The 18,971-nt window shown below is 69.9% G+C and carries 15 protein-coding genes and 1 pseudogene; 10 read left to right on the top strand and 6 right to left on the bottom strand.

Annotation, left to right across the window (positions count from 1 at the left end):
- A pseudogene (locus ACZ69I_RS18055) lies at window positions 1–180 on the top strand (peptide ABC transporter ATP-binding protein); the annotation flags it as partial.
- Between the two features lie 215 nt (window positions 181–395).
- Here the strand turns inward: ACZ69I_RS18055 and ACZ69I_RS18050 are convergent.
- The 5 genes from ACZ69I_RS18050 to ACZ69I_RS18030 form a co-directional block, all read right to left on the bottom strand.
- Window positions 396–1,430, bottom strand: a complete 1,035-nt coding sequence (locus ACZ69I_RS18050; protein WP_467670907.1) for an ABC transporter ATP-binding protein — start codon at window positions 1,428–1,430, stop codon at window positions 396–398.
- Window positions 1,431–1,478: 48 nt separating this feature from the next.
- The gene (locus ACZ69I_RS18045; protein ID WP_470833136.1) at window positions 1,479–2,504 is read right to left on the bottom strand and encodes an ABC transporter ATP-binding protein; all 1,026 of its coding nucleotides are present in this window, start codon (window positions 2,502–2,504) and stop codon (window positions 1,479–1,481) included.
- A 19-nt stretch (window positions 2,505–2,523) separates the two neighbouring features.
- Window positions 2,524–3,504: an ABC transporter permease gene (locus ACZ69I_RS18040; protein ID WP_467670911.1), complete on the bottom strand. Its 981-nt coding sequence runs from the start codon at window positions 3,502–3,504 to the stop codon at window positions 2,524–2,526.
- Between the two features lie 87 nt (window positions 3,505–3,591).
- Complete coding sequence (locus ACZ69I_RS18035; protein WP_467670913.1) at window positions 3,592–5,376, bottom strand: ABC transporter substrate-binding protein; 1,785 nt, start codon at window positions 5,374–5,376, stop codon at window positions 3,592–3,594.
- A gap of 83 nt (window positions 5,377–5,459) precedes the next feature.
- Window positions 5,460–6,485: an ABC transporter permease gene (locus tag ACZ69I_RS18030; RefSeq protein ID WP_467670915.1), complete on the bottom strand. Its 1,026-nt coding sequence runs from the start codon at window positions 6,483–6,485 to the stop codon at window positions 5,460–5,462.
- A 404-nt stretch (window positions 6,486–6,889) separates the two neighbouring features.
- Here ACZ69I_RS18030 and ACZ69I_RS18025 point away from each other — a divergent pair, with 404 nt between their 5' ends.
- The 5 genes from ACZ69I_RS18025 (at window position 6,890) to ACZ69I_RS18005 (ending at window position 12,565) form a co-directional block, all read left to right on the top strand.
- A complete protein-coding gene (locus tag ACZ69I_RS18025; RefSeq protein WP_470833134.1) occupies window positions 6,890–8,521 on the top strand; it encodes a peptide ABC transporter substrate-binding protein in 1,632 nt (543 codons plus the stop codon).
- Window positions 8,522–8,591: 70 nt separating this feature from the next.
- Complete coding sequence (locus tag ACZ69I_RS18020) at window positions 8,592–9,515, top strand: ABC transporter permease (RefSeq protein ID WP_467670919.1); 924 nt, start codon at window positions 8,592–8,594, stop codon at window positions 9,513–9,515.
- On the top strand, window positions 9,508–10,488 hold the full coding sequence (locus ACZ69I_RS18015) for an ABC transporter permease (protein WP_470833132.1): 981 nt from the start codon (window positions 9,508–9,510) through the stop codon (window positions 10,486–10,488). Before ACZ69I_RS18020 ends, ACZ69I_RS18015 begins: the two co-directional genes overlap by 8 nt.
- A gap of 6 nt (window positions 10,489–10,494) precedes the next feature.
- Entirely contained in the window at window positions 10,495–11,541 is a 1,047-nt protein-coding gene (locus tag ACZ69I_RS18010) for an ABC transporter ATP-binding protein (protein WP_467670923.1), read from the top strand.
- Window positions 11,528–12,565: an ABC transporter ATP-binding protein gene (locus tag ACZ69I_RS18005; protein ID WP_470833130.1), complete on the top strand. Its 1,038-nt coding sequence runs from the start codon at window positions 11,528–11,530 to the stop codon at window positions 12,563–12,565. Before ACZ69I_RS18010 ends, ACZ69I_RS18005 begins: the two co-directional genes overlap by 14 nt.
- A gap of 18 nt (window positions 12,566–12,583) precedes the next feature.
- On the opposite strand, the gene ACZ69I_RS18000 is transcribed toward ACZ69I_RS18005, so the two are convergent.
- Complete coding sequence (locus ACZ69I_RS18000; RefSeq protein ID WP_470833129.1) at window positions 12,584–14,785, bottom strand: S9 family peptidase; 2,202 nt, start codon at window positions 14,783–14,785, stop codon at window positions 12,584–12,586.
- A gap of 147 nt (window positions 14,786–14,932) precedes the next feature.
- On the opposite strand from ACZ69I_RS18000, the gene ACZ69I_RS17995 reads away from it, so the two are divergent.
- From ACZ69I_RS17995 to ACZ69I_RS17980, 4 genes are all read left to right on the top strand, one after another.
- Window positions 14,933–15,127, top strand: coding sequence for a hypothetical protein (locus tag ACZ69I_RS17995; protein WP_055569071.1), 195 nt, complete (start codon window positions 14,933–14,935; stop codon window positions 15,125–15,127).
- A gap of 24 nt (window positions 15,128–15,151) precedes the next feature.
- Window positions 15,152–16,108: an N-acetyl-1-D-myo-inositol-2-amino-2-deoxy-alpha-D-glucopyranoside deacetylase gene (gene mshB / locus ACZ69I_RS17990; RefSeq protein WP_470833127.1), complete on the top strand. Its 957-nt coding sequence runs from the start codon at window positions 15,152–15,154 to the stop codon at window positions 16,106–16,108.
- Between the two features lie 131 nt (window positions 16,109–16,239).
- Window positions 16,240–16,608, top strand: a complete 369-nt coding sequence (locus ACZ69I_RS17985) for a DUF6113 family protein (RefSeq protein ID WP_389715426.1) — start codon at window positions 16,240–16,242, stop codon at window positions 16,606–16,608.
- A 164-nt stretch (window positions 16,609–16,772) separates the two neighbouring features.
- On the top strand, window positions 16,773–18,932 hold the full coding sequence (locus ACZ69I_RS17980; protein WP_470833126.1) for a hypothetical protein: 2,160 nt from the start codon (window positions 16,773–16,775) through the stop codon (window positions 18,930–18,932).
- Window positions 18,933–18,971: the final 39 nt, after the last annotated feature.

The raw sequence follows: 18,971 nt of genomic DNA, 5'->3' as shown, positions 1-18,971 counted from the left end.
TCCCCCGCCAACCCGCCCTCCGGCTGCCGCTTCCGCACCCGCTGCTGGAAAGCCGAGGACAAATGCGCCAAGGAGGTCCCGCTGCTCGCCATCCCCGAGCGGTTCAAGGGCCAGGACACCCCCGCCGCCCACGAATCGGCCTGCCACTTCGCCGAGGAGAAGGCGGTACTGGTCGGCTGACGCCGATGCGTGACGCGTAAGGTACGACCGAGGGCGCCCGGGACTGAAAAGTCCCGGGCGCCCTCGCGTTCGGGGGCAGGCCCGCCTGCTCGGTCGGCTGACCCGGAACCGGCCCCGCCCCGCTCGGGTCAAGGGGAAGGGCGGGCCGGTTCCGGTGGGCGGGGGCCCGGCCCGGAGGGGTGGGAGGGCTGCCCCGGCCCGGAACTGGGGGCGGCTCAGAGGGACTTGCGGGCCGAAGGAACCGCCAGTTCCCTCGGGTTCTCCGGGTAGTGGCACGCCGTCAGGTGCCCCGCTCCGTTGCCGTCGATCCGCACCAGCGGCGGCGTGTCCGTCGCGCACTTGTCCGTCGCCTTCCAGCAGCGGGTGCGGAAGCGGCAGCCCGAGGGCGGGTTGACCGGGGAGGGGACGTCGCCGGTCAGCAGGATGCGTTCGCGGCGCGGGACGTCGTCGGGCGTCGCCTCCGGGACCGCCGAGAGGAGCGCCTTCGTATAGGGGTGGCGCGGGTTCCCGTACAGGCTCTCGCGGTCGGCGATCTCCACGATCCGGCCGAGGTACATCACGGCGACCCGCTGCGAGAAGTGCCGTACGACGGCGAGGTCGTGGGCGATGAAGAGGAACGCGATCCCCAGGTCCTTCTGCAGCTGCTGGAGGAGGTTCACCACCTGTGCCTGGATCGAGACGTCGAGGGCCGAGACCGGCTCGTCCGCCACGATCAGCTTGGGTTCCAGGGCCAGCGCGCGGGCGACTCCGATGCGCTGGCGCTGGCCGCCGGAGAACTCGTGCGGGAAGCGGTTGTAGTGCTCGGGGTTGAGGCCGACCGTCTCGAGGAGTTCGCGGACGCGGGCCTCCCTGCCGCCCGGCGGGTCGATGTCGTTGACCTCCATCGGACCCGAGATGATCTTGCCGACCGTCTGGCGCGGGTTCAGCGAGGCGTACGGGTCCTGGAAGATCATCTGGATCTCCGAGCGGACCGGCGCCAGCTGCTTGCGCGAGGCGTGCGTGATGTCCTGGCCGCGGTAGGAGATCTTGCCGGCGGTGGGCTCCAGGAGGCGGGTGATCAGGCGCCCCGTCGTTGACTTGCCGCAGCCGGACTCGCCGACCAGGCCCACGCTCTCGCCCTGGGCGACGGTGAAGTCCAGACCGTCCACCGCCTGGACGGCGCCGACCTTCCGCTTGAACGGGAAGCCGCCCATGATCGGGAAGTGTTTGGTCAGCCCGCTGACGTCCAGGAGGGGAGTGCTGTCGCTCATAGTGGTCAAGTCCAGTCTCTTGTACGTCTCTTGTACGTCAGCTGTACGTCAGTCGGTGCGCGTCGTCGCGAAGTCCGCGAAGAACTCCGTGCGCTGCTCCGGCGTGAGGTGACAGGCGGCGCCCCGCCCTTCGGCCAGTGCGAGGAGCGGCTGCTCGCCCGAGCACCGGCCGCCTCCGACCTGCTCGGTGAACGCGCACCGCGGGTGGAAACGGCACCCCGACGGCGGGTTGAGCAGGCTCGGCGGCGTACCCGGGATGGGCGAGAGCGGCACGTCCACGGGGCCGTCGAGGGAGGGCATCGAGCCCAGCAGGCCCCAGGTGTAAGGGTGTTGGGGCGAGCGCAGGACTTCCTTCTTGGTGCCCCGCTCCACGCACCGCCCGCCGTACATCACCAGGACGTCGTCCGCGATGTCGGCGATCACGCCGAGGTCGTGGGTGATGAAGATGATCGACGTGCCGAACTCCTCCTGTAGGTCTTTCAGGAGGTCCATGATCTGCGCCTGGACCGTCACGTCGAGCGCCGTGGTCGGTTCGTCGGCGATGAGCAGCGCCGGGTTGCAGACCAGCGCCATCGCGATCATCGCGCGCTGGCGCATGCCGCCGGAGAACTGGTGCGGATAGTCGTCGACGCGCAGGTCGGGCTGGGGGATGCCGACCTTCGTCAGCATCTCGACCGACCGCTCCCTGGCCTCCTTCTTGGAGGCCCCGGTGTGCTTGCGGAACGTTTCGCCGATCTGCCGGCCGATGGTGTGGTACGGCGAGAGCGAGGCGAGGGCGTCCTGGAAGATCATGGCCAGCTTGTTGCCGCGGAGCTTCTCCAGCTCCCGTTCGGTGGCGGTGAGGAGCTCCTTGCCGTCGAGGAGGATCTCGCCGTCGATGGCGGTGCTGTCCTTGTGGTGCAGGCCCAGGATGGCCAGGTTGGTCACCGACTTGCCGGAGCCGGACTCGCCGACGATGCCGAGCGTGCGGCCCTTCTCCAGGTCGAAGTCGAGACCGTCGACGGCCTTGACCATGCCGTCCTCGGTGGAGAAGTGGACGCGCAGGTCGCGTACGGACAGGAAGGGGGTGGTCATCAGTTCTCTCTCCCCGGCCCTATGCGAGGCGCACGCGCGGGTCGATCAGCGCGTACAGGGCATCGACGATGATGTTGAAGAGCACGATCGCGGCGGCCGCCACGAGGACCACCCCGAGCAGCAGCGGCAGGTCGCTGGTGTCGACCGCCTTCACGGACAGCTCGCCGATGCCGTGCAGGGCGAAGGTCTTCTCGGTGATGATCGCGCCGCCGAGGAGCACGCCGAGGTCGAGGCCGAAGATCGTGACGATCGGGCCCATCGCGCCGCGCCAGGCGAAGCGGAAGAAGACCGTGGAGCGCGAGAGCCCCTTGGCGCGTGCCGTGCGGACGTAGTCCTCGCTCATGGACTCCACCAGTTGCGAGCGGGCCATGCGCGTGTAGTTGGCGGTGAAGATCAGGGCGAGCACGAGCCAGGGGATGAGCAGCCCGGAGAACCACGCGGCGGGGTTCTCGGAGATGGGCGTGTACGAGGGCCGGTCGAGGAGGTGCATCTGGTCGGTCAGGACGTACACGGCGAAGACGCCGACGACGTAGATCTGCATCGACGAGGCGATGAGCGACGCGGACGACGCGATCTTGTCGAGGGCCTTGCCCTGCTTGAGCGCGGCCAGCATCCCGGTGCCCACACCGAAGACGACGAACACGACCGCCGCGCCGAGCGAGAGGGAGAGCGTGGTCGGGAAGCGGTCGAGGATGGTGGCGAGGACGGGCTCGCGGTTGCGGAACGAGTAGCCGAGGCAGGGCGCGTCGCAGAAGCCGTACGTGTCGTAGTCGCGTCCGACGAAGAGGCCCTCGAACCAGTGCCAGTACTGCACGGGCAGCGGGTCGGCGATCCCCAGGTTGTGCTTCACCAGCGCCAGCGTGTCGGGCGGGCAGACCTTGCCGCAGGCCAGGCGCGCGGGATCGCGCGGGGCCGCGTAGAAGAGGAGGAAGACGATCGCGCTGATGATCAGCAGGATCACCGCGCCGCCGAGCGTGCGGCGAATGAGGAAGCGGAGCATGGCAGTTGGGATTCCTGACGGATGCCGTGAGAGGAGTTGGGGGCCGGGGCGGGCCGCCGTGCGGTGGCCCGCCCCGGGGGCCGGTCGTCAGGCCTTGACGTACGTCTTGTGCAGCATCGTCGCGGCGAACTGCGGGTCGTGGATGGCACCGCCGACCTTGGAGCCGTGCAGGTACCAGCGGCGCTGGTAGGTCTCCGGGATGATCGGCACGACCTCCTTCATGACCCGCCTGTCGAGCGCGGCCCAGGCCTTGCCGGCTTCCTTCGGGTCCGAGATGACCGCGTTCTTCTTGATCGCCTCGTTGATCCAGGGGACGTCGCACTGCGACACGTTGTTCTGGCCGTCGCCGATGGCGGCGCCGTCGAGCAGCGGCTGCATCATGGTGTAGGCGGTCGGCCAGTCCGGGGACCAGCCGAACCACATCACGTCGAAGCGGTTGTCCAGGCGCTGCGCCTGGTCGTAGAAGTCCGTGGAGTTGAGCGGCTTGATGACCGGCTCGAAGCCCGCGGCCTTCAGGTTCTTCTCGATGACGATCTTGGTCTTGTCGTAGGTGGGGCGCCGCGGGAAGGCGTACACGATCTTCGTGCCGAGCTTGCCGGCCTTCTTCAGGATCTCGCGGGCCCGCTTCACGTCGCCCTGCGGCTTGTCCAGCTTGCCGTAGAGGTCGAACTTCTCGCGGCCGACGATGTCGGGGCTCAGGATCGTCGTGGCGTAGTCGCCCGCGGTGGTGCCGCCGTAGATCTTGCGGCTCTGCTCGAGCGGCCAGGCGATGAGGAGCGCCTTGCGCACCTCCACGTCGGTGACCCGCTTCATGTTGATGGCGAAGTAGTAGGTGCCGGACGACAGGCCGTTGAAGCTGCGCTTCTTGATGTCGGGCGTCGAGAGCACCTTCTGCATGCGCTCGGCCGGGATCGGCTCGTAGATGGCGACCATCTGCTGGTCCTTGCCCTGGTCCGCGATGAAGCGGTCGCAGGACTCGGGGCCGGTCGGTCCGAACTCGAACTCGAAGTTGTCCGGGTAGGCGTTGCGGATCGGGTCCGTCTTCGGGTCCCAGTGCTTGTTGCGCGCCAGCGTCATCGACTTGTCGATGGTGCGGTGCTTGACGATGTACGGGCCGCAGGAGAAGGGCGCCTTGTCGTACTTCTCCTTGGTGTCGTGCTTCACGGGCGTGGCGGCGTACGTGTGCATCGCCAGCGTGAAGTTGAACTCCGGGCGCGGCTCCTTCAGATGGAAGGTGATCGTCTTCTTCGCCTTGTCGGTGACGATCGAGTCCAGGTGCTTGCCCTTGTACGGGCCGTCGTACCCGTCACGCCACTTGGCGCCCTTGCCGGTCAGCGCCTGCTGGACGTAGATGGCGCCCTCGGTGACGAAGGGGGCCCAGCCGCGCTCGAAACCGTGCCGGACGTCGTCGACGGTGAGCTCGCTGCCGTCCTGCCACTTCAGACCGTCCTTCAGGGTGAAGGTCCAGGTCTTGTTGCCGTCCGAGGACTTGCCGGTGTCGGTGGCGAGGTCGCCGACGAGGATCTGGTGACCCTCCATGTCGGTCTGGTAGCCGGTGAGGCAGCGCGCGTAGAGGTTGGCGAGCGAGGAGTTGTACGCGAAGTAGATGCGCTGCGGGTCCATGTGCGACACGTCGTCCTCGGCGACGCCGTAGATCGTGCCGCCTTTCTTGCCGCCGGGGACCGCGGGCGCGGGCCCGGTCGAGTCCTTCTCGGTGCCCACCTTCACGCTCGCGTTGGTGTACTCCGTGGCACCGCCGTGCGAGCCGCCCTCGCCCCCGCCCGAGTCGCCGCTGCTGCACGCGGACAGGACGAGCGAGCCGCCCGCCGCCACGGATGTCGAGATGAGGAGGTTTCTGCGTGAGATTGCCATGTGGCCACCAACCCTGTGTGAAGGAGGAAGAGCGAGAAATGGCCCGGCACGGCCCCGTCGCGCGTGCCGGTTCCGGGGGAGTGTCAGCGTCTGGTCTTCGGGTCGAGCGCGTCGCGCACCGAGTCGCCGAGGAGGTTGAAGGCGACCACGAAGATCACCATGGCGAGACCGGGGAAGACCATGAAGGTGATGTCGTCCTGGTAGTACTTCGAGCCGTTCTGGATCATCACGCCCCAGTCCGGCGTGGGCTCTTCCAGTCCGACGCCCAGGAAGGCGAGTCCCGCTTCGGCGGTGACGAACATGGGGAGCGCGAGGGTCGCCTGGATGAGGATCGGCGTCCACAGGTTCGGGAGCAGTTCCTTGAAGATGATGCGTGCGGGGGAGGCGCCCGTGACCTTGGCGGCCTCCACGAACTCCCGTTCGCGCAGGGCGAGTACCTCACCGCGCAGCAGGCGCGCCATCGGTGCCCAGCCGAAGGCGGTCATCACGGTGATGAGGCTGGTGATGGTCAGCCACTGCGGGATCTTGTCCTCGGGGCTGACCAGGACCGAGATCATCACCGGGAAGAAGGCGATGTAGAAGAGCGTGGACGGGAACGCGAGCAGGATGTCGATGACCCGGCCGATAAGGTAGTCCGTCTTGCCCCCGATGTACCCGGCGGTGACGCCGATGGTGATGCCGAGGAGCACCACGAGGAGCGTCGTCGCGGCGGCGATGAGCAGCGAGTTGCGGATGCCGTAGAGGAGGAACGTGAAGACGTCCCGGCCGAGCACCGGCTCGACGCCGAACCAGAAGTTCCCGTCGATGCCGCCGTTCGGCTTGACCGGGTAGTTGAAGTCGTTGAGCAGCCCCGGCTGGTCGAGGCCGTAGGTGTCGTACGGGTTCTTGCCGTAGACCTTCGCGATCAGCGGTGCGCAGAGCGCGATGACGAAGAAGAAGATGACGATGCAGGCGGCGGTGACGCCGGACTTGTCCCGCTTGAACCGCGTCCACGCGAGGCGGCCGGGCGAACGGCCTTGGCTGCCCTGGTTCTTGGGCGGTGATGACGTGCCATCTGGTGTGCCCGTCACTTCAAGCGTGGCGGCAGCGGCGGGAGTTGGCGAGGTCATGGCGCTCCAGGCCCGAAGGGGTCAGCAGGAAGCCGCAGGACAACCAGCACCCACGGGCTAGGCGCGACTTTCGCAAGGCGTTTCCCTGGCGGTCAATGAATCGTCAGGCGCTTTGGGTCGCTCTTGGGATCCTTGAGCGTAACTTGAGAAAAGCATGGGCATGACATTGCCTTCGCGTAATCAAGCGTGATGGACAAGGCCGGGCGCCGCCGGGCAAGCCGGGCAATGAGTCCGATATGCGGGCGTGATCGTCTCGGAATGCGTACATCCGGATGGGCTCCGACTCGTACGGGTGGAGTAAATGTGCGGTTCGTGCTCCATGAGGCGATATTTGGCGATACGTGAGTCAGCTCACGGGACGCAGCACGCCAGGACGGCAGGACAGCACAGGACTGGAGGACTCCATGCGTGGAGCCACGCACGCCAAGTGGGCCGCATGCGCGGTGGCGGTCGCCCTCGCGGCGACGGCCTGTGGTGGCGGGGGAGGCGGCGGCGGTGGTGGCGACGGCTCCGGCATCGTGAGCTCCTCCTGGGGCGACCCGCAGAACCCGCTGGAACCGGCGAACACCAACGAGGTCCAGGGCGGCAAGATCCTCGACATGCTCTTCCGGGGCCTCAAGCGGTACGACCCGAAGACCGGCGAGGCCAAGAACATGGTCGCCGAGTCGATCGACACCAAGGACGCGCAGAACTTCACGGTCAAGATCAAGAAGAACTGGAAGTTCAGCGACGGCGAGAAGATCACCGCCAAGTCCTTCGTGGACGCCTGGAACTACGGCGCGAACCTGAAGAACAACCAGAAGAACGCCTACTTCTTCGGCTACATCGACGGTTACGACAAGGTCCACCCCGAGAAGGGCGAGGCGAGCGCCAAGACGCTCTCCGGGCTCAAGGTCGTCGACGACACGACCTTCACCGTCAAGCTCAGCCAGAAGTTCTCCACCTGGCCCGACACCCTCGGCTACCCGGCCTTCGCGCCGCTTCCCAAGGCGTTCTACGACCACCACGACGCCTGGCTCTCCAAGCCCGTCGGCAACGGCCCGTACACCGTGGACTCGTACACCAAGGGCTCGAAGATGTCCCTGCGCAAGTGGGACGCGTACCCCGGCCCGGACAAGGCGCAGAACGGCGGTGTGGACATGAAGGTCTACACCGACAACAACACCGCCTACACCGACCTGATGGCCGGCAACCTCGACCTCGTCGACGACGTGCCCGCGTCCCAGCTCAAGAACGCCAAGAACGACCTCGGCGACCGCTACATCAACACCCCCGCGGGCATCATCCAGACCCTCGCCTTCCCCTTCTACGACAGCAAGTGGAGCAAGCCGGGGATGGAGAAGGTCCGCCAGGGCCTGTCCATGGCGATCAACCGCGAGCAGATCACCGAGACGATCTTCCAGAAGACGCGGACGCCCGCCACCGACTGGACCTCGCCGGTGCTCGGCAAGGACGGCGGCTACCAGGACGGGCTGTGCGGCGACGCCTGTGAGTACGACGCCGCGAAGGCCAGGAAGATGGTCGAGGACGGCGGCGGTATCCCCGGCGGCACCCTCAAGATCTCGTACAACGCGGACACCGGCTCGCACAAGGAGTGGGTCGACGCCGTCTGCAACTCCATCAACAAGGCCCTCGGCAAGGACAAGGCCTGTGTCGCCAGCCCGGTCGGCACCTTCGCGGACTTCCGCAGCAAGGCCTCCAAGCAGGAGCTCGACGGCGCCTGGCGCGCGGGCTGGCAGATGGACTACCCGCTGATCCAGAACTTCCTGGAGCCGGTCTACTTCACCGACGCCCCCTCCAACGACGGCAACTTCTCCGACGAGAAGTTCGACAAGCTCGTCAACGAGGCCAACGGCGAGACCGACACCGGCAAGGCCGTCTCGAAGTTCCAGGACGCCGAGAAGATCCTCGCCCAGCAGATGCCCGCCATCCCGCTCTGGTACCAGAACGGCAGCGCCGGCTACTCGGACAAGGTCTCCGACGTCTCGCTGAACCAGTTCAGCGTGCCCGTCTACAACGAGATCAAGGTCAACTGAGACGCCGGGAGCGGCCGCCGGGCCCCCGCGAGGGCGCCCGGTGGCCGCTCCCCCTAATTCCGGAGCCACCGTGGGACGTTATGTGATCCGGCGTCTGCTGCAGATGATCCCGGTCTTCATCGGCGCCACACTGCTGATCTTCCTGATGGTGAACGTGATGGGCGACCCCGTCGCGGGCCTCTGCGGCGACCGCAAGTGCGACCCCGCCACGGCCGCCCAGCTGAAGAAGGAGTTCGGCCTCGATAAGCCGGTGTGGCAGCAGTACCTGACGTACATGGGCAACCTCTTCACCGGTGACTTCGGCACCGCCTTCAACGGACAGAAGGTCACCGAGCTGATGTCGGCCGCCTTCCCGGTCACCATCCGGCTCACCGTCGTCGCCATCGTCTTCGAGATCGTCATCGGCATCTCGCTCGGCGTGCTCACGGGGCTGCGGCGCGGGCGGCCCGTCGACACCGTGGTGCTGCTGCTCACGCTCGTCGTGATCTCCATCCCCACCTTCGTCACCGGGCTCGTGCTGCAACTCCTGCTCGGCGTCCAGTGGGGCGTGATCAAACCGTCCGTGTCCAGCGAGGCGCCCGTCAACGAACTCCTGATCCCCGGCCTCGTCCTGGCCTCGGTCTCCCTGGCCTACGTGACCCGCCTGACCCGCACCTCCATCGCGGAGAACCGGCGCGCCGACTACGTCCGCACCGCCGTCGCCAAGGGCCTGCCCCGGCGCCGCGTCATCATCCGGCACCTGCTGCGCAACTCGCTCATCCCGGTGGTCACCTTCATCGGCACCGACGTGGGCGCGCTGATGGGCGGCGCGATCGTCACCGAGCGGATCTTCAACATCCACGGCGTCGGCTTCCAGCTCTACCAGGGGATCCTCCGCCAGAGCACCCAGACCGTCGTCGGCTTCGTGACCGTCCTCGTCCTGGTCTTCCTGGCGGCCAACCTGATCGTCGACCTCCTGTACGCCGTACTCGACCCGAGGATCCGCTATGCCTGAACCGCAGGAGCCGGAGCGCGCCATGGCCGCCACCGGCATGGGCGGGGCGATGGACCTCGCCACGAGCGAGGCGACGACCCTGGAGAAGACGCCGGGCGGCGGCCCCGACGGCGGCGGCCCCTCGGCCCCGGCGCGCAGCCTGTGGTCCGACGCCTGGCGGGACCTGCGGCGCAACCCGGTCTTCATCGTCTCGGGCCTGATCATCCTCTTCCTCGTCGTCATCTCCCTGTGGCCCTCGCTCATCGCCTCCGGCAACCCGCTGGACTGCGACCTCGCCAACGCGCAGAAGAGCTCGACGCCCGGCCACCCCTTCGGCTTCAACGAGCAGGGCTGCGACGTCTACACCCGGGTCGTCCACGGCACCCGGGTCTCGGTCACCGTCGGCGTCTGCGCCACCCTCGGCGTCGCGCTCATCGGCAGCGTGCTCGGCGGGCTCGCCGGGTTCTTCGGCGGGGCGTGGGACGCGATCCTCTCCCGCATCACCGACATCTTCTTCGCCATCCCCGTCGTCCTCGGCGGCCTGGTGCTCCTTTCGGTGGTCACCAGCTCCACGGTCTGGCCGGTGGTCGGCTTCATGGTGCTGCTCGGCTGGCCGCAGATCTCCCGCATCGCGCGCGGCTCGGTCATCACCGCCAAGCACAACGACTACGTCCAGGCGGCGCGGGCGCTCGGCGCCTCCAACTCCCGGATGCTGCTCCGCCACATCACACCGAACGCCGTCGCCCCGGTCATCGTCGTGGCGACCATCGCGCTCGGCACGTACATCGCCCTGGAGGCGACGCTCTCGTACCTCGGCGTCGGCCTGAAGCCGCCGACCGTCAGCTGGGGCATCGACATCTCGGCCGCCTCCCAGTACATCCGCAACGCCCCGCACATGCTGCTCTGGCCCGCCGGAGCCCTGGCCATCACCGTGCTCGCGTTCATCATGCTCGGCGACGCGGTGCGCGACGCCCTCGACCCGAAGCTGAGGTAGGCGCCCATGGCAACCGTGGCATCCGATCCGTCCGCCCGCAGGGAGCCCGGGGCGGCCAAGCTGCTCGAAGTGCGCGACCTGCACGTCGAGTTCCGTACCCGGGACGGGGTCGCCAAGGCCGTCAACGGCGTCGACTACGGCGTCGCCGCGGGCGAGACCCTCGCCGTCCTCGGCGAGTCCGGTTCCGGCAAGTCCGTGACTGCCCAGGCCGTCATGGGCATCCTCGACGTGCCGCCCGGGCGGATCACCCGGGGCGAGATCCTCTTCCAGGGCCGGGACCTGCTCAAGCTCAAGGAGGAGGAGCGGCGCAAGGTGCGCGGCGCCGGTATGGCGATGATCTTCCAGGACGCGCTCTCCTCGCTGAACCCGGTGCTCAGCGTCGGCGCCCAGCTCGGCGAGATGTACGTCGTCCACCGGGGCATGTCGCGCAAGGACGCCAGGGCCAAGGCCGTCGAGCTGATGGACCGGGTGCGGATCCCGGCGGCCAGGGAGCGCGTCGGGCAGTACCCGCACCAGTTCAGCGGCGGCATGCGCCAGCGCATCATGATCGCCATGGCGATGGCGCTCGAACCCTCGCTGATCATCGCCGACGAGCCGACCACCGCCCTCGACGTCACCGTCCAGGCCCAGGTCATGGACCTGCTCGCGGAGCTCAAGGGCGAGATGAACATGGGCCTGATCCTCATCACCCACGACCTCGGCGTCGTGGCGGACGTCGCCGACACCATCGCCGTCATGTACGCGGGCCGCATCGTCGAACGCGCCCCGGTCCACGAGATCTACCGGGCGCCCGCCCACCCGTACACCCTCGGCCTGCTCGAATCCATCCCGCGCCTCGACCAGAAGGGCCAGGACCTCTACGCGATCAAGGGCCTGCCGCCGAACCTCATGAACATCCCGCCCGGCTGCCCCTTCCACCCCCGCTGCCCCATGGCCCGGGACGTGTGCCGCACCGACGATCCGCCGCTCGCGCGGGTGACGTACGAGGGACTGACCGCCGAACGCAGGAGCGCCTGCCACTTCTGGAAGGAGACGCTCGATGCCTCACGGTGACGGCGGCGAGCCGATCCTCCAGGTCCGCGGACTGGTCAAGCACTACCCGCTCGCCCAGGGCATTGTCATCCGCAAACAGATCGGCGCGGTCAAGGCCGTGGACGGCGTCGACTTCGACCTGGCGCGGGGCGAGACGCTCGGCATCGTGGGGGAGTCCGGCTGCGGCAAGTCGACGGTCGCCAGGATGCTGGTCAACCTGGAACGGCCGACCGCGGGCGAGATCCGCTACAAGGGCGAGGACATCACCAAGCTGTCGGGCCGCGCTCTGAAGGCGGTGCGCCGCAACATCCAGATGGTGTTCCAGGACCCGTACACGTCCCTGAATCCCCGGATGACGGTCGGCGACATCATCGGCGAGCCGTACGAGATCCACCCCGAGGTCGCGCCGAAGGGCTCGCGCCGCCGGAAGGTGCAGGAGCTGCTCGACGTGGTCGGGCTCAACCCCGAGTACATCAACCGCTATCCGCACCAGTTCTCCGGCGGCCAGCGCCAGCGCATCGGCATCGCCCGCGGCCTCGCGCTGCGGCCCGAGGTCATCGTCGCCGACGAACCCGTCTCCGCGCTCGACGTCTCCGTCCAGGCGCAGGTCATCAACCTCCTGGACAAGCTGCAGAACGAGTTCGACCTCTCCTACGTCTTCATCGCCCACGACCTCTCGATCGTGCGGCACATCTCCGACCGGGTCGGCGTCATGTACCTCGGGCGCATCGTCGAGATCGGCTCGGACGAGGAGATCTACGAGCATCCGACGCACCCCTACACCCAGGCGCTGCTCTCCGCCGTGCCCGTCCCCGACCCCGAGGCGCGCGAGCGCCGGGAGCGGATCATCCTCTCCGGGGACGTGCCCTCGCCCGCCAACCCGCCCTCCGGCTGCCGCTTCCGCACCCGCTGCTGGAAGGCCCGGGAGCGGTGCGCCCTGGAGATCCCCCTCCTCGCCGTGCCGGCGGAGTTCCGGCACCACGAGGGCCCCGCCGCGCACGACTCGGCCTGCCACTTCGCGGAGGAGAAGCAGGTCGTGCCGTAGCGGGCGGGGAGCGGTCCTCTAGTCCCTGGGCAGGCCCAGGGACCGCTTCAGGAAGTCGACCTGGAGCAGCAGGAGGTTCTCCGCGACCTGCTCCTGCGGGGTCATGTGCGTGACGCCGGAGAGCGGCAGGACCTCGTGCGGGCGGCCCGCGGCGAGCAGGGCCGAGGAGAGCCGCAGGGAGTGCGCCACGACCACGTTGTCGTCGGCCAGGCCGTGCACGATCAGCATGGGGCGGTGCGGCTCGGCCGCTTCGACGAGGCCGTCGTCCCAGATGAGGGAGTTGTGCCGGTACGTCTCCGGAGTCCGGTTCGGGTCGCCGAGGTAGCGCTCCTCGTAGTGCGTGTCGTAGAGCCGCAGGTCCGTCACCGGGGCGCCGACCACCGCCGCGTGGAACACGTCGGGGCGGCGCAGCGCGGCCATGCCGGCCAGGTAGCCGCCGTAGGACCAGCCGCGGATCGCCACCCGCTCCAGGTCGAGAGGGAACCTTTCGGCGAGCGCGTGGAGCGCGTCGACCTGGTCCTCCAGCGTCCGGGTCTTGTCGTTCTTGATCGACTTCTCCCAGCCGGGGGAGCGTCCCGGGGTGCCGCGGCCGTCCGCCACGATCACCGCGAAGCCCTGGTCGGCGAACCACTGCGAGGTCAGGAACATGTTGTGCGCACGCTGGACACGCTGGCCGTGCGGACCGCCGTACGGATCGAGCAGTACCGGAAGGGGGCCGTCTGTCTCCTTGTAATCCGTGGGGAGCAGGACGGCGCACGGAATCCGCCGCGTGCCCCCTTCGGTGAGCGTCACGCGCGGAGTGAGCCCCGGGCGCTGCGCGTGCGAGGTGACCGCGGCCACCTGTTTGCCCTCGCGCATCACCCGCACCTGGGCCCCGGGGTGGTCGAGCGTGGCCGACACCAGGACGGTGAGGCCGCCCGCGCGGACCGCCGAGTGCACCCCCGGCTCCTGCGAGACGCGCTCCACGCCGAGTTCGTTGACGCGGTAGACGTGGATCTCACCGGTCTCCGGGTCGGCCGCGGCCTCGCCCGCCGACGCCGAGATCAGGACATCCTCCTCGGTCACGTCGAGGACCGCGCGCACATGCAACTGCGGCCCCGTCAGCGGCCGTTCCCCCCAGGCCAGGACGCGGGCGCCGCCCTCGTCCACGATCCGCACCAGCTTGCCGCTGGGCGACCAGCACGGGACACCGGGGAAGAGTTCCAGCCAGTCCGCGTCCTCCTCCGCGTGCACCATCCGGGTGGATCCGTCGTCCGGGTCCACCGCGAGGTACAGCTGGCTGCCCTGGTCACGTGACTGCACGAGCAGCAGCGGGGCGCCGTCCGCCGACCAGTGCACGCGCGCGAGGTAGGGGAAGCGCGCGCGGTCCCAGGCCACCTCGGTGCGCGTGCCGTCCAGGCCGAGCACGAAGAGGCGTACGTCCGCGTTGGGCGTGCCCGCGGCCGGGTACGCGACCTGCTCGGGCTCGCGGTCCGGGTGCGCCGGGTCCGCGATCCACCACCGCCGCACCGGGGCGTCGTCCACCCGGGCGACGAGCAGCCGGGTGGAGTCGGGCGACCACCAGAAGCCCCGTGAACGGCCCATCTCCTCGGCCGCGATGAACTCCGCCAGGCCGTAGGTGACGGTGCCCTCCTGGCCCGTCTCCCGGCCCGTCTCCCGGCCCGTCTCCGGCTCCGCGAGGGCCCGGTCGCCCGTGCCGTCGGCCCCCGTCACGCGCAGCGCGCCCCGCGCGACGTACGCGACATGACGCCCGTCCGGCGAGGGGCGCGGGTCGATCACCGGCCCCGGCGCGGGCAGTTCGCGCGCCGTGCCCGCCCGCAGCTCCGCCGTGAAGAGGCGGCCCGACAGGGCGAACGCGGCCAGCTCCACCGCGGCGTCCGTCGCGTAGCCCACGATGCCCGCGCCGCCCTCACGGCTGCGCTCGCGCCGCGCGCGCTCCTCGGCGGACAACTGCTCGGCCGCGCCGCCGAGGAGCAGGTGCGGGTCGGCCACCTCGCGCTCGACGGAGCCGTCCGACACGTCGAGGACCCAGAGCCGGTTGGCTCGATCGGCGCTAGAGGACGAACGGAGGAACGCGACGCGCGAACCGTCCGGCGCCACCGTGAACGCACGGGGCGCGCCGAGGGTGAAACGCTGGGTGCGGGCGTGCTGACGCGGGAAGGAGAGCCGCTGTGCCGGGCTCTCGTCGGGCCTGGGAATTCCGGGGATCTCGGTGGTCATCCCCCGAGCCTATGGCGCATGCGCCCCCCTGTGCTGCCGTGCTCCGACTCATGCGTCCACACGGATAGTTATGATCCGTAGCGCTTGGTGGGTATGAACCTGCTGGCGTCCGCACTGGGTTACGGCAACGACTTGGAGGTGACCGCCGTGGCACTCTCGATTTCGGCGGTGGTGCTGCTGGCGATCATCGTCTTCCTGTTGGTCAAGAAGTCAGGTCTGAAAGCGGGGCATGCGGTCGTCTGTACGCTGCTCGGCTTCTACCTCGCGAGCTCGTCCGTCGCGCCGACCATCAACGAGCTGACGACCAACGTGGCGGGGATGATCGGCGACATCAAGTTCTGAGCCGGGGGCTCGTAGGGTGGTCCCATGACGGAACTGCCCGCCCGGCGCCTGCTGCTCGTGCACGCGCACCCCGATGACGAGTCGATCACCACCGGCGCGACCATGGCCAAGTACGCGGCCGAGGGCGCCCATGTCACGTTGGTGACCTGCACGCTGGGCGAGGAGGGCGAGGTCATCCCGGCCGACCTCGCCCATCTCGCCGCCGACCGGGAGGACACCCTCGGCGCCGAGCGCATCGGGGAGCTGGCCGCCGCCATGAAGGCGCTCGGGGTGAGCGACCACCGCTTCCTCGGCGGCCCGGGGCGCTACCGCGACTCCGGGATGATGGGCGTCGAGCAGAACCACCGCCCCGGCGCCTTCTGGTCGGCCGACCTCGACGAGGCGGCCGCGTACCTCGTCGAGGTCATCCGCGAGGTGCGCCCCCAGGTCCTCGTCACGTACGACCCCGACGGGGGGTACGGCCACCCCGACCACATCCAGGCGCACCGCGTCGCCATGCGCGCCGCCGAGCTCGCCTCCGAGCCCGCCTTCCGCGCCGACCTCGGCGACCCCCACACCATCGCCAAGATCTACTGGAACCGCGCCCCGCGGGCCGTGGTCGAGGAGCGCTTCCGGTGGATGTCGGGGGCGCTGCGGCACTCGCCGTTCGGTACGCCCGCCGCCGTCGCCGACGTGCCGGGCCTCACGGACGACGAGCGGATCACCACGGAGATCGACGGCCGCCCCTACAAGGCGGCCAAGGCCGCGGCGATGGCGGCCCACGCCACCCAGATCACGGTGAGCGGCCCGCTCTTCATCCTCTCGAACGAGCTCGCGCAGCCGATTTTCGAGGTGGAGTACTACGAGCTGGTGCGGGGAGAAGTCCCCACAGCCTCCACGGAGCAATGCACGGAGGGATGCACGGAGGGAACGGCCCGCGAGACGGATCTCTTCGCGGGTCTCGAAAGGGTGACGGATGTGGCCGAGGTGACCGCGCTGTGAGTACGCGATCCCGTGCGTCGTCGGGGGCCGGTTCCGGCGCCCCCAAGAAGCCCGCCACCGCGCGGCCGGGCACCGTCGCGGCGTCCGGCGCGGGTGCCGCCGCGCCCGCGGGGAGCTTCCTCGCCCAGCCCCTGAGACCGGGGCGGCTCGCCGCGTATGCCGGGCTCTTCGTGCTCGGCGCCGTCGTCGGCGTCGCCGGGGCGCTCGTCCAAGGCGGTTTCTTCCCCGCCGGGTTGCTGCTCGCGCTCCTCGGCGCCGCCGGACTCTTCTACGGGGGGTCGCGGGCCACCGGCACCAGAGCGGGGGCCGTCGCGCCCGCCGCGGGCTGGCTGGTGGCGGTCCTGCTGCTCACCGCGACCAGACCCGAGGGCGACTTCCTCTTCGGCGCGGGTCTCGGCTCGTACGGCTTCCTGCTCGGCGGCATGGCCGTGGCTGTGATGTGCGCCACGCTCGGGCAGGGGTCGCAACCGAGCGGTCCCGCCGCCCGACTTGGCAAGTGACGTACCACTTCGGCCCGTGTCCCGCACGGGTTTGACGCCGGTCAAAGGATGAGTGCCGACGGCGGCCAGTATGGTGGTGCGGCCGCCGAGCCTCCCCAACCTCCGGCCGGGGGGACCCCGGATGAGGTCGAGACGGGCGGCGGAGTCAACCAGGAGAACCTGCCTTGAGTCGTGAAACTGACAGTTCGTCCTCCGGCCCCCAGGGGCGCGGTGGAGCCGCATACCCCTCGGGGACGCCGCCCTACGGCTCCCCGGCCCAGGGTGCCGCCGACGGCGGCCAGGACGGAGTGCGGCGGCAGGCCGCCGACGAGCGGCCCGAAGAGCCCGAGACCCAGACCACGCTGACCACCCGCATCCGGATCAACATCCCCGGTTCGCGGCCCATCCCGCCGGTCGTCATGCGCACGCCCGTCGGCGACGACGGCGCGCGCGGGGACTTCGCGAACGCGGACGACGACGACCGCCGCGACGGCGACCTGCCGGGTGCTCCCGGAGCGGGCGACGCGGGCGGTTCCACGGGAACCGGTGCCCCCCTCGCCCCCGGGGCCGGTGGCGGCGCGGGAGCGGGTGACGGCGGTACGGCGGCCTCCGCGGCGGCCGAGGACAAGACGAGCGACTGGTTCGCGCCGCGCAAGCCCGCCCAGGGCGGTGCTGGTGCTTCCGGGGCTGCTGGTGCCTCCGGCGCTTCCGGTGCTTCCGGGGCGAACGGCTCCGGTACGGGCTCCTTCGACGTCTCCGGCGCCGTGGCGTCGGGTCCCCTCGGCACGGGCGGCCCGCAGGGCGGCGACCCGCAGCGCGGCGATCTGCCGTACTTCTCCGGGGGTACGGGTACGGGTACCGGTACGGGTACAGGTACGGGCGCGGGTGCGAGCGGGGCCGGGACCTCCCGGAACCCCACCGGCCCGACCGGCGGCCCGGTCACCGGCGACAGCCCGGTGGCGCCGCCCGCCTCCGGGGTCCGGCCCCCGGCGCCCGGCGGTCCCGGAGGCCCCGGCGCCGCGGCCAACTCCGCGGGGCGGCCGCGCCGTTCCGGCCCGGCCCTGAGCGACGACACCGCGATCCTCACGCCGCAGAAGCCCGGTCAGCAGTCCGGTCCCGGCACGCCGCCCGGGGGCCCGCGTCCGCCCGTCGGCGGCGGCCCGGTGTCCGGCGTGCCCGGTGTGCCCGGCGCCTCCGGTGGCCCCGGCGGCTCCGCGCCCGGCGGCAACGTCTCCGGTGAGACCCTCACCAGCGGCATCCCCGTCGTGCCGCCCGTACAGGACAACGCGCCGTTCCCGTCGGGACCGCAGGGCGAAGGACCGGCGCCGCACACCCCGCCGAAGCTGCCCGAGCCGGTGCGCTCGGACGTGCCGCCCGCCGCGCCCGCGCCGAAGAAGAAGGGCCGCAACAAGCTGGTCCTCCTCGCGGTCGCCGTGGTCGTCGTGGGCTGCGGCGCGTACGGCGCGGGCCTGTTGATGAACCACGCGGACGTGCCGAAGGGCACCACCGTGCTCGGCGTCGACATCGGCGGCGGCACCCGCGACGAGGCCGTCAAGAAGCTCGACGACGCCCTCGGCGCGCGCGTCACCAAGCCCCTGAAGCTGTCGGTCGACGGCACGTCGGTCACGCTCAAGCCGGACCAGGCGGGCCTGACCCTCGACAGCCAGGCCACCGTCCGCGAGGCCGCGGGCAGCGATTACAACCCGGTCTCCGTGATCGGTTCGCTCTTCGGCGGTCAGCGGGTCGTCGAGCCCGTCATGCCCGTCGACGAGGAGAAGCTGGCGGCGGCCCTGGAGCGCGCCGCGGGCGGCTCGGGCACGGCGAAGGAGGGCACGGTCAAGTTCCTGCCCGGCAAGGCCGTCCCGGTCTACGGCAAGGTCGGCAAGGGGATCGACCCGCAGGCGTCGACCACGGCGGTCGCCGAGGCGTACAAGAAGCAGGTCGAGACGGGCGGCGCGGGCGCGGTCCAGGTGCCGGTCACCACCCGCAAGCCGCAGATCGCCAAGGCCGAGGTCGACAAGTTCATGACGACCTTCGCGAAGCCGGCGATGTCCGCCAACGTCACGATCAAGGCGGGCGCCAGGTCGATCCCGTTCGGCCCGGCGAAGTCGCTGCCGAAGATCCTCGAGACGAGGCCCCTCTCGAACGGCACCCTCCAGGTGCACTACAACCTGGAGGAGCTCAAGAAGCTGTACGGCAACGTCTTCGACGGAGTCCTGATCCAGCGCGGCAACGGCTCCAAGACGCCGGTCCAGGCCACGGACGTCGCCCAGGCGATGGGCAAGGCGCTGGTCGGCAAGACGCCCGCGGAGCGGATCGGCGTGATCGAGACGAACGCGAGCTGACGCCACACGCGGGCTGGTCCCCGTACGGCTGGTCCCCGT

The sequence above is a fragment of the Streptomyces sp. NPDC036815 genome (assembly GCF_055609205.1).
Note: the sequence above shows the minus strand (reverse complement) of the source record. Positions and strands in the feature narration are given on the sequence as shown.